General features: G+C 59.0%; 19 protein-coding genes. 12 read left to right on the forward strand and 7 right to left on the reverse strand.

The annotated features are described in order from the left end of the window. Window positions 1-114 precede the first annotated feature (114 nt). Together BW979_RS21930 and BW979_RS21935 are read left to right on the forward strand one after the other, a co-directional pair. Complete coding sequence (locus tag BW979_RS21930; protein ID WP_076385691.1) at window positions 115-1,008, forward strand: sensor histidine kinase; 894 nt, start codon at window positions 115-117, stop codon at window positions 1,006-1,008. Continuing rightward, a complete protein-coding gene (locus tag BW979_RS21935) occupies window positions 1,005-1,664 on the forward strand; it encodes a response regulator (RefSeq protein WP_047226397.1) in 660 nt (219 codons plus the stop codon). The genes BW979_RS21930 and BW979_RS21935 overlap by 4 nt, the downstream gene beginning before the upstream one ends. Here the strand turns inward: BW979_RS21935 and yegS are convergent. Next, window positions 1,648-2,565 carry a lipid kinase YegS gene (gene yegS, locus BW979_RS21940; protein WP_047226396.1) on the reverse strand — a complete coding sequence of 306 codons (918 nt, stop codon included), beginning with the start codon at window positions 2,563-2,565 and terminating at the stop codon, window positions 1,648-1,650. The two genes, BW979_RS21935 and yegS, sit on opposite strands and share 17 nt — an antisense overlap. Window positions 2,566-2,908: 343 nt before the next feature. On the opposite strand from yegS, the gene BW979_RS27905 reads away from it, so the two are divergent. Then, complete coding sequence (locus BW979_RS27905) at window positions 2,909-3,217, forward strand: hypothetical protein (RefSeq protein ID WP_225248412.1); 309 nt, start codon at window positions 2,909-2,911, stop codon at window positions 3,215-3,217. Between the two features lie 62 nt (window positions 3,218-3,279). On the opposite strand, the gene BW979_RS21950 is transcribed toward BW979_RS27905, so the two are convergent. Together BW979_RS21950 and moaB are read right to left on the reverse strand one after the other, a co-directional pair. Further along, complete coding sequence (locus BW979_RS21950; RefSeq protein WP_160892037.1) at window positions 3,280-4,467, reverse strand: molybdopterin molybdotransferase MoeA; 1,188 nt, start codon at window positions 4,465-4,467, stop codon at window positions 3,280-3,282. A 22-nt stretch (window positions 4,468-4,489) separates the two neighbouring features. Next, window positions 4,490-5,029 (reverse strand): molybdenum cofactor biosynthesis protein B, encoded by a 540-nt coding sequence (gene moaB / locus BW979_RS21955; RefSeq protein ID WP_047226393.1) that lies wholly within the window; start codon window positions 5,027-5,029, stop codon window positions 4,490-4,492. Between the two features lie 78 nt (window positions 5,030-5,107). Here moaB and mobA point away from each other — a divergent pair, with 78 nt between their 5' ends. Both mobA and BW979_RS21965 read left to right on the forward strand, forming a co-directional pair. After that, entirely contained in the window at window positions 5,108-5,710 is a 603-nt protein-coding gene (gene mobA / locus BW979_RS21960) for a molybdenum cofactor guanylyltransferase MobA (RefSeq protein WP_076385695.1), read from the forward strand. 76 nt (window positions 5,711-5,786) lie between these two features. After that, the gene (locus BW979_RS21965) at window positions 5,787-6,008 is read left to right on the forward strand and encodes a YgdI/YgdR family lipoprotein (RefSeq protein WP_047226391.1); all 222 of its coding nucleotides are present in this window, start codon (window positions 5,787-5,789) and stop codon (window positions 6,006-6,008) included. Between the two features lie 79 nt (window positions 6,009-6,087). Here the strand turns inward: BW979_RS21965 and BW979_RS21970 are convergent, their stop codons facing one another. From BW979_RS21970 to BW979_RS21980, 3 genes are all read right to left on the reverse strand, one after another. Then, window positions 6,088-6,978: a pseudouridine synthase gene (locus BW979_RS21970; RefSeq protein WP_076385697.1), complete on the reverse strand. Its 891-nt coding sequence runs from the start codon at window positions 6,976-6,978 to the stop codon at window positions 6,088-6,090. Window positions 6,979-7,048: 70 nt separating this feature from the next. Beyond that, window positions 7,049-7,369: a transcriptional regulator gene (locus BW979_RS21975; RefSeq protein ID WP_047226389.1), complete on the reverse strand. Its 321-nt coding sequence runs from the start codon at window positions 7,367-7,369 to the stop codon at window positions 7,049-7,051. Window positions 7,370-7,461: 92 nt separating this feature from the next. Continuing rightward, on the reverse strand, window positions 7,462-7,701 hold the full coding sequence (locus BW979_RS21980) for a glutaredoxin family protein (RefSeq protein ID WP_047226388.1): 240 nt from the start codon (window positions 7,699-7,701) through the stop codon (window positions 7,462-7,464). Between the two features lie 191 nt (window positions 7,702-7,892). Between BW979_RS21980 and BW979_RS21985 the strand changes: the two genes are divergently transcribed. Continuing rightward, window positions 7,893-9,605 carry a cation:proton antiporter gene (locus tag BW979_RS21985; protein ID WP_076385699.1) on the forward strand — a complete coding sequence of 571 codons (1,713 nt, stop codon included), beginning with the start codon at window positions 7,893-7,895 and terminating at the stop codon, window positions 9,603-9,605. A 2-nt stretch (window positions 9,606-9,607) separates the two neighbouring features. Here the strand turns inward: BW979_RS21985 and BW979_RS21990 are convergent, their stop codons facing one another. Next, on the reverse strand, window positions 9,608-10,816 hold the full coding sequence (locus BW979_RS21990; protein ID WP_076385701.1) for an ammonium transporter: 1,209 nt from the start codon (window positions 10,814-10,816) through the stop codon (window positions 9,608-9,610). Window positions 10,817-11,153: 337 nt separating this feature from the next. On the opposite strand from BW979_RS21990, the gene BW979_RS21995 reads away from it, so the two are divergent. From BW979_RS21995 to BW979_RS22020, 6 genes are all read left to right on the forward strand, one after another. Then, on the forward strand, window positions 11,154-11,468 hold the full coding sequence (locus BW979_RS21995) for a DUF883 family protein (protein WP_047226385.1): 315 nt from the start codon (window positions 11,154-11,156) through the stop codon (window positions 11,466-11,468). Between the two features lie 2 nt (window positions 11,469-11,470). Further along, window positions 11,471-11,860 carry a phage holin family protein gene (locus BW979_RS22000; RefSeq protein ID WP_047226384.1) on the forward strand — a complete coding sequence of 130 codons (390 nt, stop codon included), beginning with the start codon at window positions 11,471-11,473 and terminating at the stop codon, window positions 11,858-11,860. Then, window positions 11,857-12,192, forward strand: a complete 336-nt coding sequence (locus tag BW979_RS22005; RefSeq protein ID WP_047226383.1) for a hypothetical protein — start codon at window positions 11,857-11,859, stop codon at window positions 12,190-12,192. Before BW979_RS22000 ends, BW979_RS22005 begins: the two co-directional genes overlap by 4 nt. 84 nt (window positions 12,193-12,276) lie before the next feature. After that, a complete protein-coding gene (locus BW979_RS22010; RefSeq protein ID WP_047226382.1) occupies window positions 12,277-13,605 on the forward strand; it encodes a deoxyguanosinetriphosphate triphosphohydrolase in 1,329 nt (442 codons plus the stop codon). Window positions 13,606-13,983: 378 nt separating this feature from the next. After that, a complete protein-coding gene (locus tag BW979_RS22015) occupies window positions 13,984-14,610 on the forward strand; it encodes a response regulator transcription factor (RefSeq protein WP_047226381.1) in 627 nt (208 codons plus the stop codon). 11 nt (window positions 14,611-14,621) lie between these two features. Continuing rightward, window positions 14,622-18,242 carry a transporter substrate-binding domain-containing protein gene (locus BW979_RS22020; protein WP_076385704.1) on the forward strand — a complete coding sequence of 1,207 codons (3,621 nt, stop codon included), beginning with the start codon at window positions 14,622-14,624 and terminating at the stop codon, window positions 18,240-18,242. Window positions 18,243-18,253: the final 11 nt, after the last annotated feature.

Consider the following 18,253-nt stretch of genomic DNA (forward strand, 5'->3'; position numbering starts at 1 on the left):
GTGGCATTAAGCCGCCAACTGAGGCCATCTTCGACCTGAAACGTTTATCCGTCCCGGCCTGTCAGATACGCTGACCAGCCTGCCCGCAGCGAACATTCATTGGCTCCATCCGTCATGTACGCCAGCCTCAAGTCAATCATCACCTGGCCACCCTCCCGAGAAAATGCCCGCCGTTTCACGTTGTTGTTGTGCGTCTGCTCGACCCTTGGCTGCCTGCTGGCCTATCTGTTCGCCTCGACCGTCCCGTTGAGTTTGCTGGCGCTCAATAGCGCAGCCATGACCTGTGTCTGGATCCAGCATCGCCTGTCACACAAATCCATCAAGTTCCAGCCCCAGGAATTGGCCGATCGGTTGCTTGAGGTCCAGGAAAACGAGCGTCACAGGCTCAGCCGTGAATTGCACGACGATATCGGCCAGTTGCTGACCGCGGCCAAACTGCAAAGCGAATGGCTCAAGCGCCGTATTCCGGAAGAACTGCACGGCCAGTGCACGATCCTCTGCGAGACGCTGGACGAAACGCTCAATAAGGTTCGCGACGTATCAGCCATTCTCAACCCAAGACAACTGACCAGCCTGGGACTTGAAGCCAGCCTGCGCGCGCACCTGCTCAAGACGCTGGCTAATACGCCGCTGAAATGGAGCCTGGACTGCCAACAACGCATGACCGGCATCCCTGAGGAAATGACGGTCGCCGCGTTTCGAATCACCCAGGAAGCCGTGACCAATATTTTGCGCCATGCCCAGGCGAAAAACCTGCTGGTGCGCCTGCAACGCTTGCCCGAAGGCCTGACCCTGTTGATCAGTGACGATGGCAAGGGATTCGTCCCGGCCTCCCACCCCGCTCACGAAGGACAACGCGGCATGGCCGGCATGTCAGAGCGGGTTGAACAACTGGGCGGCACCTTGAAGGTCATCAGCGAGGCCGGCAAAGGTACCCATATTGAGGCAAGCTTTCCCTGGACACCTCGCGCCCTGGAACGGGCCAGCAAGAATAAGGTTCTCCATTGATTTGTAATTTGCTTCTGATAGATGACCACTCGCTGATCAGGGCCGGTGTGCGCGCCCTGGTCATGGATCTGCCCGGATATGCCGTGATCGGCGAAGCCAGTGACGGGACGCAATTGCTGGAACTGGTTGAACGGCTGGTTCCAGATATCGTCTTGCTGGATATCTCCATGAAAGACACCTGCGGCCTGGACGCGCTGCAACAGCTCAAGCGCGTGCGTCCCCAGAGCAAAGTGTTGATTCTGTCGATGCACACCGATCCGGCGTTAATCATGCAGGCGCTGGAATCCGGAGCCCATGGCTATCTGCTCAAGGACACCACCGCCACCGAGCTGGAACACGCGCTGGAAGCGCTGCGCAACAACGAACGCTACCTGAGCCCTGCCATTGCCCACACCGTGATCAACCAGGCACTGACCCGTACCCAGAAACCGCAACCCGATCCTGGCCAAGCTCATAATCTGACCGCCCGCCAGTTGGAGATCCTGCGGCTGATCGTGCGTGGCAAGTCCACCCGGGAAATCGCCAACGGCCTGAGCTTGAGCATCAAGACCATAGAAACCCACCGGGCGCAAATCATGAAACGCCTGCAGATCCATGATGTGGCCGGACTGGTGCTGTTCGCCGTGCGCGAGCAGATCATCAGCCTGGACGATTAAGCGCCACCGAGGTACTCAGCAAAGGCGAATCGGCGGGCAGGTGAACACGCAGCGCTTTGGCCTGCACAGTGAAACGCAAACTGTCGACCTGCAACGGTTCGCCATCAAGATTGATATCCAGGCCTTGAGCGACCTTGATTTCCACCCATGGCAGGCGTGCGCGCACGAACATGTTGTCGATCCCCAGGCCACCGGCCAGCAAATCCTTCAGGGTGCTGACCACTTCCTGAGGCGCCGGCAGGACACTGATGTCCAGCAATCCATCATCGACCAGCGCCTCAGGGCACAGTACATGCCCCCCTCCGGCCTGCCGGCCATTGCCGATGCCCAGCGCCAGCAAATCGCCCTGCCAGTGGAAATCCGGGCCCTGCAGCTCACCGTAGGCCGCACTCAGTTCACTGAAACGTGATAAACCGGTGAACAAATAGGCGGCGCCACCCAAGACCTTTTTCAAGTCCTCGGAGGTGTTCGCCGTCACTTGGCTGCCAAAACCACCCGTGGCCATATTCAGGAAGATCTGACCGCCCACTTCGCCCAAATCGATAGCCTGGGGCGTGACATCCAGCAGATCCAGGGCCTGCTCCGGCTCCAGCGGGATACCGGCGGCACGGGCAAAGTCATTGGCCGTACCCAGCGGCAGCAATACCAGGCTGACCTCACTCGATTTACGCACGATCGCCTCGGCGATATCACGCAAGGTCCCGTCCCCACCGCCGGCGATCAGCGTCGTGTAACCGGCATCCAGCGCCTCATCGACACAGCGTCGGGCATCGCCAGCCTCCCACGTCACTCGGACCGCAAGGTCCCAGCCCTGCTTGCGCTTGAGCATCACTGCGGCGCGAACCTCATCGTTGAGCGCTTGCTTGCCATGCAAAATCAACAGCGCCTTGCCTTTGCTCATTGTTATCTCCGTCATGGGAAGGTTCAGAGAATGGGACCACTCACACGGCCGAAAAAGCCCGGACCGATTCAAATTAAATAAAAGACTGCGCCGCGCGCCCATGGGGAAAACCGGCGGACAGCCCCCGCCGCCCACTTCTCGACTCGAAGAATTTTCTTACAAGAACTGGCGAATCAGCTCAATTGACCCGTCAACGGTATTGAGACACTTTGGTGCTCTGTTGTGCTGGATCGTTTAAATGCTCATTACACAAGGATGTCTTAACCCATGGATGGATACATCACGGCCCGCAGGGGCCGGAACAGTGGTTCGAACAGTTATGGCCAAAGGGATGAAACGCCCCATGCATAGCCATAAATACAAGCTGTCGCCCCGGCAGCTCGCATCATTTGGAAGCGAACAGGCCAACGTTCAAAACGAATGCAAAAGTTGCAGTAATCCCGCAGGAGGAATTGATTTGGAACCGCGCGTCGTTGAACTGGAAACTCACCTTAAATACATCCGTAAAGACATGGATGAAATCCGAACCGATGTGAAGGTCATCCGCCACAGGCTCGCCTATTCAGCAGGCGCAGCAGCGGTGGTCTTTGGCCTGCTGGGCTGGATTGCGAACAGTCGATTCGATCAACTGGTCATGCTGCTCTCGCGATAAAGCCGATGGGCATGAAAAGCCCGAGCACTCGACTCGGGCCGGATACTCCCACTGCCGCAGCGCTAGCCCAGGACCTCGCTCAAGGGAATAAAACCCACTTCGTCGCCTTCGACCAGGGTTCGCCCCTCAAGCACCTCAACCAGTCCTTCAGCCCAGGCCGCGCTGCGCAGCACACCGGAGCTTTGATTGCGGTAGATGATCGCCCGACCGTTCTCGAGGCGACCTCGCAAGTATTCTCGTCGACCGCCTGCCTTCGGCCAGTCGAAGCCAGCCGGTACCTTGAACTTGAGCGGCGTTACCGCCTGAACACCCTGGCGGCGTAACAAGTAAGGCCGGGCTAACAATGCGAACGTCACCAAGGTCGAGGCAGGGTTTCCGGGCAGGCCGATCACAGGCACACCACGAAAATGCCCGAACGTCAGCGGTTTCCCAGGCTTGATGGCAAGCTTCCAGAGCGCGAGTTCACCCTCTTCGCGCAAGGCGGTCCCCAGGAAGTCAGCCTCCCCCACCGATACGCCGCCAGTGGACAGGATCAGATCGACATCCGACAACTGCCCCAGACGCTGGCGGGTGGCGGGCAAGTCGTCGGGCAGAATACCTGCGTCGACCACCTCACAACCCAGCTGCTGCAACCAGCCACAGAGCAGTACGCGATTGCTGTTATAGATCTGGCCAGGGCCCAGCGCCTGACCTGGCTCTACCAGTTCGTCACCGGTGGAGAGCACTGCAACACGCACCTTGCGCACCACCTCCAGCGACGCGCAGCCAAGAGACGCCGCCAGCCCCAGCTCGATCGGCCCCAGGCGAGTACCGCAGGAAAGAACCGTTTCTCCGACAGTTGCCTCCTGCCCCTGCGGGCGGATGTTTTGCCCGCTCACCATCAGCTCGGTAAAGCGTATGCGCAGGTCATCTTCAACCACGGCGTTTTCCTGCATCTCGACGCAGTCAGCGCCGGCAGGGACAGGCGCTCCGGTGAAGATCCGTGCACAGGTTCCTGCAGCCAGCGGCTCCGGGGCCTGGCCGGCGAAAATTCGCTGACTGACCACCAGGGGCTCACCTGTGCAGTCAGCCAGCCGCAACGCGTAGCCGTCCATGGCGCTGTTGGGCCATGGCGGCAAATCAAGGGTCGATACCAGATCTTCTGCAAGCACCCGGCCTTGCGCCGCGGCCAAAGGCAAACGTTCACGCTGGACAATCGGCGTAGCCGCCGCCATCTCGAGCAAACGCTCCAACGCCACCTCCACGGCCATCAAGGCACCGGCCTTGCCCGGTTTACCCACGGGATTCACAAGGCGCTGCCTGTTTCAGATGGGCCACGAAGTTACACGGACGATGCCGCGCATCCAGTTGCTCGGCCAGTATCCCGTCCCAGCCAGTACGCACCGCGTTGGTTGAGCCAGGCAGGCAACAAACCAGCGTGCCATTGGCCAGACCTGCCAGCGCCCGAGACTGGACGGTGGAAGTGCCGATGTCCGCCACCGATATTTGGCGAAACAGTTCACCGAAGCCGTCGACCTGTTTGTCCAGCAGGCACGCGACGGCTTCCGGAGTGCTGTCGCGCCCCGTGAAACCGGTGCCGCCAGTAATCAGCACCACTTGCACCACGTCCTCGGCGATCCAGTTCGCGACTTGCGCGCGGATCTTGTACAAATCATCTTTGAGCAGAACCCGCGCCGCCAGGTTGTGACCGGCCGCCGTGAGCCGATCGACAAAAACCTGCCCCGACGTATCGGTTTCAAGGGTGCGGGTATCACTGACTGTCAGCACCGCGATATTGAGCGGCACGAAAGGTACATCAGCCTTGGCTTTCATAGGCTCGTCCAGTTGTAGAGGAAACAGCCCGGTGTTATATCACAGCGCTTCATTTTTTCGCCCGTGCGGAGACACACCATGACCTCGAATACTTCCCCGCCATCATGCTCCATCCTGCTGCTGGCGGGGGGGCGCGGACAACGCATGGGCGGGCAGGACAAAGGCCTGTTGCAGTGGCAGGGCGAACCGTTGATCGCCCATCTGCATCGACGGACGCGCGCACTGAGCGACGATCTGATTATCTCCTGCAACCGCAATCCGGAACGCTATGCGCTGTATGCCGATCAATTGGTGCATGACGATGAAGGGGGCTTCCCCGGTCCGTTGGCAGGCATCCGGGCGGGCCTCAAGGTGGCACGATACCCTTCTCTGCTGGTGCTGCCGTGTGATGTACCGCAGATCGACTCCAGCCTGCTCGACAGCATGCTCAGCGAGGCGAGCCAGCATCCCGACAAGCCACTGATGGTACGTCATGGTGAACATTGGGAACCGTTGCTGTGCGTCATTCCTGTGGCGCTGGCCCCGGCTTTCGAACAGGCCTGGAGCGAAGGCGAACGCAGCCCGGGCCGCATCATGCGGGCGTTGCATGCGACTGCACTGCAATGCCCTGCCAACGATATTCGCCTGGCAAATCTGAACACGCCTGAACTGCTCAGCGGCTACAAAGGTGTGTCAGATTGACACTAGCCAGGAACTTGCGCGCGCTGTATACGTCTGAAGGTCAGTAACTTGAAGAATCCTATTTCGGAGAAACACCATGACTCAACGGACCCTCGCCACTTTCATGCTCGCACTGGGCCTCGCCACTCTCGCCGGGTGCGCATCGCCAACAGTGATTACCTTGAATGACGGTCGCGAAATCCAGGCCGTCGACACCCCCGAGTACGACGAAGACACCGGCTTCTACGAATTCGAGCAACTGGACGGTAAAGAGACTCGCGTGAACAAGGATCAGGTTCGTACCGTTAAAGACCTGTAACCTTCAACGCCACAGCCAGCTACAGAAAAGCCCGCGATACTTGCGGGCTTTTTGATGCCTGTTCGAAAGTCAGCTCCGATCACCACTGCAAGCTGATATCGCTTTGAAAAGCACGTTCCTGGCCGGTGACAGGATCGATAAAACTCAACCCCTGGGCCAGCAGCTTGAGCGGGTTGGCGTAATCGTCCTCTACGTCCCGCAGCACGTCCGGGTAGAACGGATCGTTACAGATAGCCGCCCCGAGGGCATTCATATGCACTCGCAACTGGTGCTTCTTGCCCGTGACCGGAGACAGACCGTAGCGCCACAACTCGCCATTCTTTTCCAGGACTTCGATGGCCGTTTCGGTATTGGGCTCGCCCGGCCCTTCCTGCATCCGGAAGAACGGCTCGCCATCGATCATTCGGCTCTTATGCACCCGAGGAAAGGTCATCTGAGGTAACGCAGGGGCTATGGCCTGGTAGCGTTTCTCGATTTTGCGCGTTGGAAACAGCGACTGATAAGCCGAACGGGTCTGCGGGTTGGCTGAAAACAGCACCAGCCCCGCCGTATGCCGGTCGATACGGTGCAAGGGCACCAGATGGGGATTGTCCAGACGTCGGATCAGACGTCGCAACAGGGTCTGCTCGACATACTCGCCCGCTGGAGTGACAGGCAGAAAATGCGGCTTGTCTGCTACCACCAGATGTTCGTCGGCATACAGAATCGATTCCACGACCGGGATCGGCTTCTCGTCAGGCACCTCACGAAAGTAGTGGATGCGCAGGCCTTCCCGGTACGGCAGGTCGGCAGCAATGGCCCTGCCCTCGCCGTCCAATACCCGCCCCCGGGTGATGCGGTCCAGCCACTGCTCGCGACTGATGGTGCTGAAATGCTCGCACAGGCACTCCAGCACCGTCTGCCAGGAGCCGGGCGGAAGATACAAGGTACTGGCCTGATGGTGAGCGGCGCAAAATGATGACCGGGACATTGAAAACTCTAATCTTTTGGCAGGGCGGCATTATCCGCCAGCCGCCCATGTCAGCCCAGCAATGATTGCTTCACGCCGGGATCGACGTCGTCTTTGCTGCCGCTTCAGTGAACTCCTTCAACCAGCGCAGCACTTCCACCGCCTCCCAGCGACCCGGATCGTACAACGCATACAACAGGCCCTGGTAACCCACCACATCCAGTTGCTTGTGGTAGCCGGCACGCTGGAACAGTGCTTCGATCTCGGCGAAGCAGGTGTTGAAATGCAGTTTGTTGAAGGGCGTCTTGCCTTCGGTTACCAGCCCGTCCAGGCGCAACTCCTGGACCGCCTCGCGCACAACGTCCACGGACATCCTGTTCACGCTGTTTTTCAGTTGTTCGACATTGACCAAGGGACGCACTCCAGATAACTGTATGGGCATACAGTAACCGAAGAAGGGAGTTTTCGCCAATGGCAGTGCCTGGATTCGACGTATGGCAGGGTTCAACTCAGGAAAGCGGCCACCTGATCAGCATCGTCAAAAGGCCAATCCAGTTCCGCGCCCGTATCGATCCGGCGCAGGACCGGGATTCGCAGCCCATAACGTTCGGACAAAACCTCGCTCTCGGCGATATCCACCAGCTCCACCAACAATCCATGCTCGACGAAAGACATCAATACACCTTCGGCAACTTCACAAAGATGACAACCCAGGGTGCCGAACAACTGGCATTCAGGAGGCATGGCAGGTAGACCCACTAAAGAGAGACGGTCATTCTAGGCCCACCCTGCAAAACCGTCGAGCCGGGTAGAAAATCTGACAGTGCTTCGGTAAAACGCTGTGCAAATCATTGAGCGCCAATACTTTTCCGGCAATGCCCGGCGCTTATTTTCCTTCTACGCTGTGTGGCGCAAACCTTGAAACGGAGTACCCCTTGTTTGCCAATCTGCTGATCATTCTTGCCTCGTCCCTGGTGGTCATCGCCCTGTTCAGGCGACTGCGCCTGCCGCCGGTACTGGGTTATCTCTGTGTCGGTCTGGCGGTCGGCCCCACCGCCCTGGACTGGGTGAACGACAGCGAGGAACTGCCAGACCTGGCCGAGCTCGGGGTGGTTTTCCTGTTGTTCTCGCTGGGGCTGGAGTTCTCCCTGGCGAAGATGATCGAACTGCGCAGGGTCGTGTTCGGCCTTGGCAGCCTGCAGGTGCTGTGCTCAGGGATACTGCTGGGCAGTCTGCTGCTGCTCTTCGGCGCCCCGCCTGTCGCCGCCATGCTGCTCGGCGCCGGGCTGGCCTTGTCATCCACCGCTATTGTCAGCAAGGAGCTGACCAGCCTGGGGGAAATATTCAGCAGCCATGGCCAGAACGCAATCGGTGTGCTGCTGTTCCAGGATGTCGTCGCGGTGTTGCTGTTGACCCTCGTCCCCGTGTTCGCCGGCAGCAGCGAGCAACCATGGTACTGGGCGTTGCCCCTGACCCTGGGCAAGACCCTGGTGCTGTTCGGCGGTTTACTGCTGGCCAGTCGTCTACTGCTGCCGCGGCTGTTCCATGAAGTGGCCGAATCCCGGTCCGCTGAGCTGTTCGTGCTGCTGGCCCTGGTGATCGTATTGCTGACGGCTTGGCTGACCCATCTGCTGGGTCTGTCACCGGCCCTCGGGGCGTTTCTGGCGGGCATGTTGTTGGGGGAAAGCCATTACCGACATCAGATCGAGGCAGACATACGGCCGTTCCGCGACATTCTGCTGGGGCTGTTTTTCGTCAGCATCGGCATGCTGATCGATCTGCAGTTGTTTGTGGAGGACGGCTTGCTGATCCTCGGGTTGACCCTGGGATTGATGCTTATCAAAGGCTGCGTGGTCGCAGTGCTGGTGAAATGGCAAGGGGACGACGGCGAAACCTCCTGGCGCAGTGGCCTGGCCCTGGCCCAGGGCGGCGAGTTCTGTTTTGCCCTGATGGCACTGATGCAGCAGAACCGCCTCATGCCCGCCGACATCAGCGGCCTGCTGCTGGCAGCGACCTTCTGCTCGATGCTGCTGACGCCACTGCTGCTGCGTGCCGCGCCGCACATTGCAGCCCGCCTGCACCGCAAACCCAACGAAGAGGCACAGCTGGACCAGATAAGCGCACTCAATGCCGATTTGTCCGGCCATGTGGTTATTTGCGGGTATGGCCGCGTCGGCCAGTCAATCGGCAGGTTTCTACGCAGGGAACACCAGGCGTTCGTGGCCCTGGACGACGATCCGGTCATCATTCAGGAAGCCAGCGTCGGGGAAAGCTGCGTGCACTATGGGGATTCACGCCGAGGCGACCTGCTGGCCGCCGTCGGACTGAGTCGCGCCAAGCTGCTGGTGATCGCCGTGGACAAAACCGACATCGCCATCAGCGTGCTCAAGGAAGCCCGTCGGCTCAATCCCCAGGTGCCGATTCTGGTGCGTACCCGCGATGACAGCCAATTGGCGGAGTTGCAGGCTGCCGGGGCCAGCGAAGTGGTCCCGGAGCTGCTGGAGTCAAGCCTGATGCTGGCCTCCCACGCCCTGATCATGCTCGGGCTGCCGAACCAGCAGGTCCAGCAGCATGTGGATCAGGTCCGCCACGACCGCTATCGCTTGCTACACGGTTTTTATCCTGGGAATCAGGACAAAGAGCCTTAGGATCAGTCCTGACTGACCGCGCCGATCTTGTGGATCGAAAGGTCGGCGCCGTAGTACTCCTGCTCCTGAGTCAGCCGCAGTTCCACCACAGCCTTGATCGCACCATAGACCGCGAACCCGCCGCACAGGGCAACGACAACGCCCAGCGTGGTGCCGATCAGTTGGCTGATCAAACTGACCCCGCCCAGGCCGCCCAGAGCGCTCTGGCCGAAGATCCCGCAAGCAATGCCGCCCCAGACACCACACAACCCGTGGAGCGGCCAGACACCGAGCACATCGTCGATCTTCCACTTGCCCTGGGCCGCGGTGAAAAACCAGACAAACAAGGCACCGGCGATAGCGCCGGTCACGAGTGCGCCGATCGGGTGCATCAGGTCCGAACCGGCACAGACCGCTACCAGCCCGGCCAACGGACCGTTGTGCAGAAAGCCGGGGTCATTGCGTCCGACGACCAACGCCGCCACGGTCCCGCCGACCATGGCCATCAATGAATTGATCGCCACCAACCCGCTCACCGCCGGCAGCGTCTGGGCGCTCATCACGTTGAAGCCGAACCAGCCGACAATCAGGATCCACGAACCCAAGGCCAGGAAAGGAATACTCGATGGCGCGAACGCCACCAGACGACCGTCGCGGTAACGGCCGTTACGCGGCCCCAGCAAGAGCACGGCCGCCAGCGCCAGCCATCCGCCCATGGCATGCACGACCACCGAACCGGCAAAATCATGGAAGCCAGCGCCGAACTGGGCTTGCAACCAGGCCTGCAGGCCGAAATTGCCATTCCAGACCACGCCTTCGAAGAATGGATACACAAACGCGACGATCAACACCGTGGCACACAACTGAGGGGCAAATCGGGCACGCTCGGCAATACCGCCGGAAATGATCGCCGGGATCGCGGCGGCGAACGTCAACAGGAAGAAAAACTTCACCAGGCTGTAACCATGATCGACGTTGAGCGCCGCAGCAGGTTGCAGGAAGGTCACGCCGTAGGAAACCCAGTAGCCCACGAAGAAATAGGCCAGGGTGGAGACGGCGAAATCACTGAGAATTTTCGACAGTGCATTGACCTGGTTCTTCTGTCGGACAGTTCCCACTTCAAGGAACGCGAAACCGGCGTGCATCGCCAGAACCATGACCGCACCGAGCAAAATGAACAGCGTGTTGGAGCTGTGGACCAGAGTGTCCACAGCGCTTTGCATATTTTCCATGGTTGGCAGACCTGAAAAGTTGAAAAAAGCACCAAACCGGTTCGCCCACCCAGACGACGCACCAAGTCGAGACATCTCATCTGACTACCGAAAAACCGATGAACCGAATGAGTGCACAAAAAATCGACAATGCGGTGTTGCGCTTGGAGTGCTTCGCGGATTTTGTTTTTCTGGGTTAAGGTTTTGCGGGCTGACGCCCAGCTTCAGCGCACAGGCGCAGGGGGACGCACCAGTACATGGCAAAACCCTGAGCAAAAGTTGTACCAGTCAGTTTCACTGAACCTTCCGGTATGGCTCATACTCGAACGCTTCAGACGTCACTTACGGAGATTCCCCCATGGCCAGAACCCAGGCAAAGACTGCTCAAGAAATCCTGATGGAAGATTTTCAGACGCTGGTCAGCGACACCGAACGGCTGTTGGATCACACCGCGACACTGGCTGGCGACCAGGCCGATGAGCTGCGCAGTCAGATCCATGAAACCCTTCTGCGCGCCCGCGAGACCCTGAAGTTGACCGAAGACTCGGTGCGTGAGCGCGGCCAGGCGGCGGTGATCGCCACCGAGGAATACGTTCAGGCCAATCCTTGGCAATCCGTCGGCATCGCCGCGGGCGTGGGCTTTCTGATCGGCCTGCTGGCGACACGGCGCTAATGATGGGCATTGACGAATCCGGCTCGTCCGAAGCGGGCACACAACCTACAGCACGCCGCCTGGGCGCCGCGTTCCTTGGCTTGCTGCACAGTCATGTCGAATTGTTCGGCATCGAATTGCAGGAACAGAAAGCACGCACAGTCAGCCTGTTGTTGTTCGCCGGGCTGGCGCTGGTATTTGCGTTGTTGCTACTGGTGGGGCTGTCGGCGCTGGTACTGATCCTGGTATGGGATACCTATCGTCTGGCGGGGATTATTGGCTTGTGCCTGTTTTATCTGCTGGCCGCCCTGTTCTGCGGCCTGCGACTCAAGGCAGCGATCTATGACGAGTCCTCCCCTTTCCATGCCACTTTGGAAGAATTGGCCAACGACCGGGAGCGCCTGTTGCCATGAGCCTGCCTGATATTCCTCAAGCCCGGACCCGCCAGGAAATGCGCAAGGCGCTGGTACGTCTGCGCATGGAAATGCACCGACAGGAAATCCGCCAGGAAACCCGTCAACTGTTGCAACCTCTGCAGCGGGTGCGCGGTTTCACGCAGAGTTGGCACGAGGGCTTCGGCATCAAGCACGCGCCGCTCTGGGGCGTGGCGGCGGTGTCCTTGCTCGGTTTTCTCACCGGCAAACGGACCCGCAGCGGCCGCACCAGCAGCCTGACGGGACTGATCCGGCTGGCAACGACCCTGCTGCCGCTCATCAAGCTGGCCAAAAGTGTGCGCAAACCCTGACGTAGCAATAGCCTATAGGTCTTGCGAGGTGCCCCGCGAACCGCGAAGCTAGGACATCGACCTTATCAAACGGAGCAACCAGCCTTGGATTGGCACACCTTGCTGACTCGCGAGCGCCTCGGAAAAACGCTGCACAGCCCGGAAGAGTTGGGCCGCAGCCCGTTCCACAAAGACCATGACCGCATCATTTTTTCCGGCGCGTTCCGGCGCCTGGGACGCAAGACCCAGGTGCATCCGGTCTCCAGCAACGACCACATCCACACACGCCTGACCCATTCGCTGGAAGTCAGTTGCGTCGGACGCTCCCTGGGCATGCGGGTGGGAGAAACCATCCGCAGCGCCCTGCCTGAGTGGTGCGAGCCAAGTGACCTGGGCATGGTGGTGCAATCGGCCTGCCTGGCCCATGACATCGGCAACCCGCCATTCGGTCATTCCGGTGAAGACGCCATCCGCTATTGGTTCCAGCAGGCCGCAGGCCGCGGTTGGCTCGACGCCATGACCGAGGCCGAGCGCAACGACTTTCTCAATTTCGAAGGCAACGCCCAGGGGTTCCGGGTGCTCACCCAGCTTGAATATCACCAGTTCGACGGTGGTACGCGGTTGACCTATGCCACCCTCGGCACTTACCTCAAATACCCCTGGACCGCCCGTCACGCGGACTCCCTGGGCTACAAGAAGCACAAGTTCGGTTGCTACCAGAGCGAACTGCCGTTGCTGGAACAGATCGCCCACAAGCTCGGCCTGCCTCAGCTCGAAGACCAGCGCTGGGCACGGCATCCGCTCGTTTACCTGATGGAAGCCGCCGATGACATCTGCTACGCGCTGATCGACCTGGAAGACGGCGTGGAAATGGAGCTGCTGGAATACCCGCAAGTGGAGTCGCTGCTTCTGGACCTGGTGGGCGACGATCTCCCGGACACTTACCGTCAACTTGGACCACTGGACTCGCGAAGACGCAAACTGGCGATCCTGCGGGGCAAGGCCATCGAACATCTGACCAACGCCGCAGCCAGGGCTTTCGTCGAGCAGCAGCAAGCATTGCTGGCCGGTACGCTGCCAGGGGACCTGGTGGAACACATGCATGGCCCAGCCAAACGTTGCGTATTGAATGCCAAGGACATGGCGCGCAAGAAAATCTTCCAGGACAAGCGCAAGACCCTGCATGAGATCGGCGCCTACACCACGCTGGAAATCCTGCTCAACGGATTTTGCGGCGCCGCCCTGGAGCAACATGGCGGTCGCACGCCTTCGTTCAAGAATCGGCGAATTCTCGACCTGCTGGGTAACAACGCGCCCGATCCGAACGGTTCGTTGCATGGTGCATTCTTGCGGATGATCGATTTTATCGCCGGGATGACTGACAGCTACGCCAGCGAAATGGCTCAGGAGATGACGGGCCGTACTCGCCAATGAGAGGGCGTCGGCGGCAAGCCTGGATGCGAAGGCACAGTCATTGAGGTTTGGCAGGCCCGCCCCTCGGGGCGGGGTAAACGGCAATGAAGCGTCGTACTCGTTTCTGAAAAGTCGATGGCCTGCCATTTAATACTGAATAAAACCCTTCCTCTATTTGTTTGTATAAACAACATCCTGAAAGAAATCTCCCCTTCAAAACGGGCAATAATTCCCCTTCCTAGTTCATTCACCTACTAAAAACCCAATCACATCGTAGTACCCCGCCTCTTTTTTTGTAGGAAACTTCTGAAATTGAATATGTATGCCTGTCTCCTCATACGACCCCGGCATTAACTGGGCTAAGGTGCGCGCTTTATTAAGCTCGTAGGGACTTTATTCATGAACTCCGTTTTCATTGTCGACGACCACCCGGTCATCCGCCTCGCCGTTCGCATGCTCCTGGAGCATGAGGGCTATAAAGTCGTAGGGGAAACTGACAACGGTGTGGATGCGATGCAAATGGTGCGCGAATGCATGCCGGACCTGGTCATTCTGGACATCAGCATCCCCAGGCTTGACGGGCTGGAAATTCTCTCACGGTTCAACGCCATGACCACGCCCCTTAAAACATTGGTGCTCACCGCTCAGTCCCCAACGCTTTTCGGTATCCGGTGCATGCAATCCGGTGCCTCTGGATACGTTTGTAAACAGGAAGACCTCAGCGAGCTGGTCAGCGCAATCAAGGCCGTTTTGTCCGGTTATAACTATTTCCCCAGCCAGGCACTGAACCCGGTCCGCCAGGATGATCCTCGCAGCATAGAGCTGGATCTGTTCAAAAGTGTCAATGACCGAGAGTTGATGGTGCTGCAACTTTTTGCTCAGGGCCGTACCAATAAGGAAATAGCCAAAGGTATGTTTCTCAGCAATAAGACTGTCAGCACTTACAAAAAAAGATTGATGCAAAAACTCAAGGTCAAGTCCCTGGTAGAACTGATTGAAATGGCGAAGCGCAACGCGCTGGTGTGAGAAAAGACCGGATGCTCAAATGCATAAGTAGATGCCTCCTGCTATTAAGCGCGGGGTTATATGCGCACGTCCTCATGGCGACGCCGGGCACGCCCGAGCACTACACGCTTTTGGGTCGTTCGACGGCGGCTCATGTCGAGGTCCTGCTGGATGACGCTCACCGTAGCCTGTTACAGGACCGGCAGGAATTGGTACTGGGAACGTCTGCCCCTGATTATCCGCCCTTCGATCTGTCCACCAGCGGGCAAGACTACGAGGGCATGACTGCCGACTACGCCGGCGTCATCGCCAGGGCGATCGGTCTGCCAATGCGGGTTTTGCGTTTCGCTTCCCGGGACGAGGCCATTGCGGCCCTCAAGAATGGAAAAATCGACCTGCTCGGCACCGCCAATGGTTTCGAAGCGCGCACCCCCGGCATTGTGCTATCGACCCCTTATGCAGTGGACCAGCCCGTTCTCGTCACCCGGACGAATGAAAGCCGTTCCCTGACCGAAGATCTCCAGGGATTGCGGCTGAGCATGGTTTATCACTACCTGCCGCTGCGGGAAATCGAAAAGCTTTACCCCAAGGCAATCATCAGCACCTACCCCTCCTACCAGAACGCCATAAACGCCGTCGCTTTCGGCCAGGCGGATGTCTTTCTCGGCGATACCATTTCCACCCACTACATGATCAGCAAGGGTTACCTGAGCAACATCCGCATGGCCAGCTTCGGCAAGCATGAGTCCTATGGATTCGGTTTCGCGGTTCGAAGTCACGATACCCGGCTGCTGGAGGCCATCAATGCCACGCTGAACCAGATTTCCATCACCGAGCAAGCGGCCATTTCCAAACGCTGGAGCGCTGGCAGCGACTTGTATCTCACGGAACACAAGATACAACTGACCGCCCGGGAGCAACGCTGGCTGGCACGGCACCCGGTGGTGCGAGTCATGGTCAACGAAACCGCGGCGCCCTTCACTTTTTTCGACTCCGATGGTGACTTTCGCGGCATCAGTGCCGACCTGCTGGAGCTGATCCGGTTGCGCACCGGCATCCGCCTGGAGATCCAGCGCACTCAGAATGATAGCGAAATGATTGCCGCGGTCCTGAACGGTCAGGCCGACATGATTGCAGCGCTTTTGCCGAGCAGCGCGCGGCAGCAACAGTTGAAGTTCAGCCGCCCCTACGTCGACAGCTCATTCGTCCTGCTAACCCGCAAGCAATCTGACACCCCGGCAACCCTCGACCAGTTCGGCGACCGAACCCTGGCCATCACTCAAGGCAATCCGGTCATTGAATGGCTACGCAGCCAGTATCCGGACATCAAGATCATCGAAACCGACGACCCTCTCCATGCCGTTGAAATGCTCGCCAAGGGCCAGATCGATGGCAGCGTGAACTCTCTGGTCATGGCCAACTACTTCATCTCGTCGCACTCGTTGCGAGACACCTTGCAAATCAGCAGCACCGTAGGAACCCGCCAGGCCATGTTCTCGTTGGCCACTGCCAAAGACGCCGTGGAGCTGAACTCCATTCTCGACAAAGCCCTCACCAGCATCGACCCGGACGAACTGGGCGTGATCAATAATCGTTGGCGAGGTTACGTGTCGGCATCGGAACACGCGTGGCGCACCTATAACCGCCTGTTTTTCCAGATCGTCGCCGGCGTCGGCCTCTTGTTGCTGCTGTCGCTGGCATGGAATGCCTACATGCAGCGCCAGATCAGGCAACGTCAACGGGCGGAGCTGGCCCTCAATGACCAGCTTGAGTTCATGCACTCGCTGCTCAACGGCACCCCCCACCCGATCTACGTCAGAGATCGCAACGGTTTCCTGCAAAGTTGCAATGACAGTTACTTGCAGACGTTCAACGTGAAACGCGAAGAGGTCATCGGCAAGAACGTCATGCCTGGGTCCATGAGCAATGCTTTCGAAGCGCAGGAGTACCAGGCGGACTATCAGCGGGTCATGGCCGAAGGCACTCCGCTGGTCCTGGATCGCCCGTTACATATCGGGGCTGACAAGCTGACCATCTACCATTGGATTCTCCCCTATCGCAACTCAAACGCCGAAGTACAGGGCATCATTGGCGGCTGGATCGACATCAGCGAACGACGCCAATTGTTCGACGAACTGCGCGCCGCCAAGGAGCGGGCCGACAATGCGAACCGCGCCAAAAGCACGTTCCTGGCGACCATGAGCCATGAGATCCGCACCCCCATGAACGCGGTGATCGGCATGCTGGAGCTGGCTTTGAAACATGCCGACAAGGGCCATCTGGACCGTTCGACCATAGAAGTGGCGTACGAATCGGCTTCCGGCATGCTCGAGCTGATCGGCGACATCCTGGACATTGCACGGATCGAGTCAGGTCACCTGAGCCTGGCGCCCGAGCGGGTCAATCTCAGGGCCTTGCTGCAATCAGTCATACGGGTTTTCGAAGGCGTTGCTCGACAGAAGAACCTGGCATTGTCGCTGCTGTTCGACCCGGCCGAAGGCAACCCGGACGTCCTGATAGATCCCTTGCGATTCAAACAGGTGCTCTCGAACCTGATCAGCAATGCCCTCAAATTTACCGAACAGGGTCAAGTTCAAATCAAGGTCCAACTGTCTCCGGCCGCCCCGGATGACACCCTGCACATGCAACTGGAGGTCAGCGACAGCGGCATCGGCATCAGTGCGGCAGACCTGCAACGTCTGTTCGAGCCGTTTTCCCAGGTCGACAACACCGGCCGGATGGCGCGAACGGGCGCAGGACTTGGCCTGGTGATCAGTCGCAACCTGTGTCAGATGATGGGCGGCAGTCTGCACATGAGCAGTGAGCCGGGCATCGGCACCCGGGTCCAGATTTCACTGCAACTGACTACCCTGCCGACCACCACGGTTTGCGTGCCCCAGGAACCTGTCGTTGAAACGGCCACGGCCGCCTTGAGCGTTCTGGTCGTGGATGACCATCCGGCCAATCGCTTGTTGATGTCGCAACAACTGGAGTACCTGGGTCATCACCATCAGGTCGCCCATGATGGCGCACAAGGACTCAAAGCCTGGCATGAAGGGGATTTCGACCTGGTCATCGCCGATTGCAACATGCCCATCATGAGTGGCTACGAACTGGCCAGTTCGATTCGTCGCCATGAGTGCGAACGCGAACTGCCGCGCTGCACCATCCTGGGGTTTACCGCCAACGCACAACCGGAGGAAAAACAACGCTGCCGGGACGCCGGAATGGACGACTGCCTGTTCAAACCGATCAGCCTGAGCGCCCTGAGCCAATGGATGAAAACAGTCAGATCCACCAGCCGGCCCAAGGCTTTCAATGTGCAAAGCCTGCAGACCTTGACCGGTGGCAACCCCTTGTCCATCCGGCGCCTGTTGGAAGAACTGCTCAGCAGCAATCGCTCGGACCGCCGGGAGTTGCTCGATATTGCCCGCAGTGGGGACCGACAGGCACTGACCGAGGCCGCGCACAAAATAAAAGGCGTCGCCCGAATCGTGCAGGCGACCTCGTTGATACAAAGATGTGAGGCGCTGGAACACGCCTGCCACCAGGCACAGGGTGCGCAACCCATTGGCGAATGTACCGAGGCGCTCGACCAGGCCATGACCGAACTGGAGCGCGCCCTGGAAACAGAGATCGCCAAGGCAAAATAATCCAGCGTTTA

It is taken from the genome of Pseudomonas sp. A214 (genome assembly GCF_900156295.1).
In the GTDB taxonomy this organism is placed as follows: Bacteria; Pseudomonadota; Gammaproteobacteria; order Pseudomonadales; family Pseudomonadaceae; genus Aquipseudomonas; species Aquipseudomonas rhizophila.

Excerpts from the sequence above, each read along its gene's own strand:
- BW979_RS22000 (WP_047226384.1), top strand. The coding sequence starts at position 11,471 with ATGGGCATTGACGAATCCGGCTCGTCCGAAGCGGGCACACAACCTACA.
- BW979_RS22020 (WP_076385704.1), top strand. The coding sequence starts at position 14,622 with ATGCTCAAATGCATAAGTAGATGCCTCCTGCTATTAAGCGCGGGGTTA.
- yegS (WP_047226396.1), bottom strand. The coding sequence starts at position 2,565 with ATGAGCAAAGGCAAGGCGCTGTTGATTTTGCATGGCAAGCAAGCGCTC.
- BW979_RS21965 (WP_047226391.1), top strand. The coding sequence starts at position 5,787 with ATGACTCAACGGACCCTCGCCACTTTCATGCTCGCACTGGGCCTCGCC.
- moaB (WP_047226393.1), bottom strand. The coding sequence starts at position 5,029 with ATGAAAGCCAAGGCTGATGTACCTTTCGTGCCGCTCAATATCGCGGTG.
- BW979_RS21930 (WP_076385691.1), top strand. The coding sequence starts at position 115 with ATGTACGCCAGCCTCAAGTCAATCATCACCTGGCCACCCTCCCGAGAA.
- mobA (WP_076385695.1), top strand. The coding sequence starts at position 5,108 with ATGACCTCGAATACTTCCCCGCCATCATGCTCCATCCTGCTGCTGGCG.
- BW979_RS22005 (WP_047226383.1), top strand. The coding sequence starts at position 11,857 with ATGAGCCTGCCTGATATTCCTCAAGCCCGGACCCGCCAGGAAATGCGC.
- BW979_RS21950 (WP_160892037.1), bottom strand. The coding sequence starts at position 4,467 with ATGGCCGTGGAGGTGGCGTTGGAGCGTTTGCTCGAGATGGCGGCGGCT.
- BW979_RS27905 (WP_225248412.1), top strand. The coding sequence starts at position 2,909 with ATGCATAGCCATAAATACAAGCTGTCGCCCCGGCAGCTCGCATCATTT.
- BW979_RS21980 (WP_047226388.1), bottom strand. The coding sequence starts at position 7,701 with ATGCCTCCTGAATGCCAGTTGTTCGGCACCCTGGGTTGTCATCTTTGT.
- BW979_RS21990 (WP_076385701.1), bottom strand. The coding sequence starts at position 10,816 with ATGGAAAATATGCAAAGCGCTGTGGACACTCTGGTCCACAGCTCCAAC.
- BW979_RS22015 (WP_047226381.1), top strand. The coding sequence starts at position 13,984 with ATGAACTCCGTTTTCATTGTCGACGACCACCCGGTCATCCGCCTCGCC.
- BW979_RS21995 (WP_047226385.1), top strand. The coding sequence starts at position 11,154 with ATGGCCAGAACCCAGGCAAAGACTGCTCAAGAAATCCTGATGGAAGAT.
- BW979_RS21970 (WP_076385697.1), bottom strand. The coding sequence starts at position 6,978 with ATGTCCCGGTCATCATTTTGCGCCGCTCACCATCAGGCCAGTACCTTG.